4 protein-coding genes are annotated in these 4,190 nt (G+C 60.0%); 1 reads left to right on the top strand and 3 read right to left on the bottom strand.

The window, feature by feature from the left end:
- Positions 1–123: 123 nt before the first annotated feature.
- Both WBV42_RS10590 and WBV42_RS10585 read right to left on the bottom strand, forming a co-directional pair.
- Positions 124–678, bottom strand: coding sequence for a hypothetical protein (locus tag WBV42_RS10590; RefSeq protein ID WP_423985993.1), 555 nt, complete (start codon positions 676–678; stop codon positions 124–126).
- Between the two features lie 115 nt (positions 679–793).
- Positions 794–2,050, bottom strand: a complete 1,257-nt coding sequence (locus WBV42_RS10585) for an ABC transporter substrate-binding protein (protein WP_423985992.1) — start codon at positions 2,048–2,050, stop codon at positions 794–796.
- A 284-nt stretch (positions 2,051–2,334) separates the two neighbouring features.
- Between WBV42_RS10585 and WBV42_RS10580 the strand changes: the two genes are divergently transcribed.
- Entirely contained in the window at positions 2,335–3,213 is an 879-nt protein-coding gene (locus WBV42_RS10580; RefSeq protein WP_423985991.1) for a LolA family protein, read from the top strand.
- 22 nt (positions 3,214–3,235) lie between these two features.
- Here the strand turns inward: WBV42_RS10580 and WBV42_RS10575 are convergent, their stop codons facing one another.
- Positions 3,236–4,093, bottom strand: coding sequence for a 3-hydroxyacyl-CoA dehydrogenase family protein (locus WBV42_RS10575; protein WP_423985990.1), 858 nt, complete (start codon positions 4,091–4,093; stop codon positions 3,236–3,238).
- Between the last annotated feature and the right edge of the window lie 97 nt (positions 4,094–4,190).

Here is a 4,190-nt window from a genome sequence, read left to right as displayed (position 1 = left end):
GGTTTCACGCGAGGAGGTGCACTCCCTCATCGCGTCCCTCTCCAGCGGCGTCGAACGCGAGACGCTCGGCGAACTGCGGCGGACGATCTCCGAGAGGCCGTTTCATCGGTCTTCGAATTCGATTTAGCGAGGGATCCCGACGGAACCCGAAAGACGACCGACGGCGTCCGTAACCCATCCGGACAGCAGGAACACCCATCCCGTCGTGCAGGCGACGCCGAATCCGACCGCGACAGCTTCGATTGTGAACGGCGGCCGTCCGCCGAACGCGTTTCCAACGACGACGGTCGCGACGTAGGTGACGATAATCGGCCAGCCGAGGGTGAGGCCGAGGAGATGGACTGCGAAGTCGATTTCACCGGGGAGAAACGGGAATCCCGTAACTGCGTAGCCGCCGAGCAACAGCGAAACGATGGCGAACACGGCGAGCGTTTCGTTCGACGGGGAGAACAGGGTTCGAGCGATACCCGACCGGGTATCGTCGGGATTCACCGCGGCAACCACGAGAATTGCGAGCAGATAGCCGACGGCGACGGACGCGACACTGAGTGTGACCGTTCGGGAGGCCACCCCGGAGATTTCCGCGTCCCGGTTCACGAACCACAGGAGGGGGGACGCCGTCACGGCAAACGGAAAGACGTGGCTCCGTTGCGGGCGGACGCTGGAGAGGGAAGGCATGAAATAACCATTGGAGGGTAATTGCTATCAATCTATCTACAGTAGGGAAAAAGCGAAGTGGGAGGTTGTGGAGTTCCCTATCGGTTCGACGCGACGGATCGACGACTTCCGCCGATCAGACGTCGTCGGCCCGTCCGGTCACGATGTCCGCGACCCGTTGTTTGTCAAACAGCTCTTCGTCCGCTCCGAACTTCGGATACGGCTGGCTCTCGGAAAACTTCGGCCACTCGCCGAACACGTCGGGGTACAGCTGTTTGGCCGTCATCTCCAGTTGGAAGAGGTTGACGAGCGGACCCTGATAGCACATCCCCTGCACGAACACGCGGTCCTTCTTCACCGCCGAGATGTTCGAGGCGACGGGGTCGCTTTCGAGTATCTCCCGAGTCTTGGACATCTCGTGGTCCGGTGCCATGCCGCCGAGTACGAGTAACACGTCCGGGTTCGCCTCCAGCATCGCCTCGAAATCCACCTTGTCGTTCGAGGAAACCTTGCTGCCGAAGGCGTCCGTTACGCCGAGCGGACGGATGTGCGCGCTGAGGAAACCGGGCGCGTTCAGCTTGTAGGCCCAAATATCGGAGAGGTCCGCGGAACCGGTGACCATGATTGCCGTCGGTCGTTCGTCCTCGGGTGGTAGCTTCGATTCGATGGTCGAAACGAGGTCGGCGTGAACCACCGCGAGCGCCTCGTAGCGCGCTTCCTCGCGGAACACCTGTGCGACCTTGCCGAAGATGTCCCAGAGGGAGTAATACTCGTAGTCGTCACGCCAACCCTTCGGCGGCTTCCGGTTGGCGTCGCTGTAACTGTTGCCGAACCACGGGCCGACGTTTTTGGCGATTTCGTTCACGTCCGAGCGCGACCAGTTCTTCATCGACACCATCTCCGCCGGGTCCGCGAGGTGGACGTCGCTGTCGAGTTCGTACAGTTCCTCTTTCGGTGCGCCCCACGACGAGAAGCAATCCGACCAGTCCACCGAGACGCCGTCGAGGCGCTCGTAGTAGAGGTTCATCACGGTGTCGTAGTACTCCGGCGCGTGGAGTGAGTTGACGCCGTCGCCGTGGCCGAGTGCAACGGCCATCCCCGCATGGTGGGTGAGGACGGTGAAGATGTCCTCCGGAACGGCGTCGAACGTCACCTTTCCCATCGGAGACATCGACACCGAATAGCTCCCGTCCGCGGCATCCGTCGTTTCCGTCTCGGTATCGGTCGTCTCGGTCGCGGTCGTGGAACTCCGATCGTCGGATTTCGACCCCTCGTTTCCGTCGTTACTGCCGGTACAGCCAGCGAGGAGGCAGGTGGCGGCGACGCCGGAGCCGACTCCGAGAAACCGCCGACGTGTCGGACACCACCGCCCCGCTTGAGTGTCTCGTGCCACAATTTTAGGCCCACCTAAAACAAAATAACTGTTGCGATTTTTAGGCAGGCCTAAAGAAATTCGGAGACGTTGGTGAGTTTGATACTGTGGCGCTAGAGCCGCGTAATAGCGGAGGTGAGAGCCATTCCCGGAATGTGAAAATGATTGGAGGAGGTTATTCATTTTTATGCTGAATTTATGACATTGGTAATAATGAAGGATCCCCACCCAACACGGATCGAACGAACTGTCCCTCGAACGACGCTGCATCATACGATAGAAAAGACGATCGGCGGTGAGCGCTGATGCGGTCACGATTACCGCTCCTCCTCACCGTTTGTCTGGTGCTGGCAACCGTCAGCGGTTGTGTCGGACAGTTGCCCGATGACGACGCCGGTGCCGGTGTCGAAACGACTTCCCAGACGACGACTGCAACGACCGATACGAACACGACACAACGGGCACCGACCACGACGTTCAGCGACGCGAAAGCTCACGAGGTCGTGAACGACATCCGCGCGAAGCAGGAGAACATCAGCACGTACCACGCTGTCGAAGTGGAGAAACGGATCTACCACCTGCCGAACGGCAGTACGTACACTCGAACGAAGAAAGTCGATCGCTCGGAGCGGTACGCGGACGGGACGAAGCTTCTGCGACTGGAATACCTCCACCCGACCAGGAACAGGATCATCATCGAAAACCACACGAGCACGATAGCGTACGACAGCGCGACGAACACGTACGACGTGAGTGACCGGCGCGACGGCCCCGCACACTACTACATCAGCGGCGTCTACGAGGCCAAACACGAGTTCGAAGCCGCGTTCGACCACGACGCGCTCACGTACCACGGGAAAACGCACGTACTCGGCCACGAGGTGTACGTCATCGAGTTCGACAATCCGCAGAAGAACTCCGAGAGAGCATCGTGGTACAACTCGACGTTCTGGATAGACGCTCAAACCGGTGCACTCGTCAAGAGCAAAACGAACTATCCGCTACCGTTCGACCAGACGCTCGACCAGATCAAAAACGGGTTCGAATCGGGTCACCAGAAATCGAAGAACGCAACCGTGATTCACAACGGAACGGTCGTCTCCACCTATCGTGACCTCGCCGTGAATCAGAAACTACCCGAGGGAACGTTCGCACCGCCGAAGAACGCGACCCGAAAGGACTGATAACGGCGGTCCCGCTGTTTTTTCAGTACTCGTAGAAGCCCTTGCCTGTCTTCTTGCCCAGGTCACCCGCATCGACTTTGCGCTTGAGCAGGTAGGCTGGCTTGTATCGGTCGCCGAGTTCCTCGAAGAGGGTTTCGCTGGCGTCGAGACAGATGTCCAGTCCGATGTGGTCGGCGAGCGTGAGCGGTCCCATCGGGACGTTCGTTCCGAGCGTCATTCCCTTGTCGATGTCTTCCTTGCTGGCGACGCCTTCGTCGTAGGCGCGGATGCCCTCGTTGATCCACGGCATGAGGATGCGGTTGGTGACGAAGCCGGGTTTGTCGTCGGACTCCCACGTCTCCTTGCCGAGGTCCTCCGCGAGGTCGTGGGCGAGCGTGACGACGTCCTCGTCCGTCTTCTCGCCGACGACGAGTTCGACGCCCTTCATGATGGGGACGGGGTTCATGAAGTGGAGGCCGACTATCTCGTCCTCTCGCTCGGTCACGCTGGCGATGGTCGTAATCGAGAGCGTGCTGGTGTTGGTGGCCAGCACGACGTCCTCGGGGAGCACCTCGTCCAGGTCGGCGAAGATGTCCTGTTTGATCTCCATGTTCTCGACGGCGGCCTCGACGACGAAGTCACAGTCCGCGAGGTCTTCGAGGTCCGTCGTGCCCGTGATCCGGTCGACGGCCGCCTCGGCTTCCTCTTGGCTCATCTTCTCCTTGCCCACGAATCGGTCGAGACTTCCCTCGATGGTGTCGAACCCGTGCTGGACGAACTCGTCCTTGATGTCGCGCATAACCACGTCGTAGCCGTTCGTGGCGGCGACCTGCGCGATACCGCTGCCCATCGTCCCCGCGCCAACTACGCCGATACTGTCGATGTCGGAAAGCGAACGCATGATGGCAAGTGCTGCCGGAACCGTTGTAAGGATAGCGGAACGCTGGCGAGAAAGCCGAACCGAACTGCGTGATATCTGAAATGTACGACATCACCGG

The organism is Haladaptatus sp. (genome assembly GCF_049589095.1).
Lineage (GTDB): Archaea > Halobacteriota > Halobacteria > Halobacteriales > Haladaptataceae > Haladaptatus.
This window is presented reverse-complemented; position numbering and strand designations above follow the sequence as displayed.

Coding starts and splice junctions, on each gene's coding strand:
- WBV42_RS10575 (WP_423985990.1), bottom strand. CDS start 4,093: ATGCGTTCGCTTTCCGACATCGACAGTATCGGCGTAGTTGGCGCGGGG.
- WBV42_RS10590 (WP_423985993.1), bottom strand. CDS start 678: ATGCCTTCCCTCTCCAGCGTCCGCCCGCAACGGAGCCACGTCTTTCCG.
- WBV42_RS10580 (WP_423985991.1), top strand. CDS start 2,335: ATGCGGTCACGATTACCGCTCCTCCTCACCGTTTGTCTGGTGCTGGCA.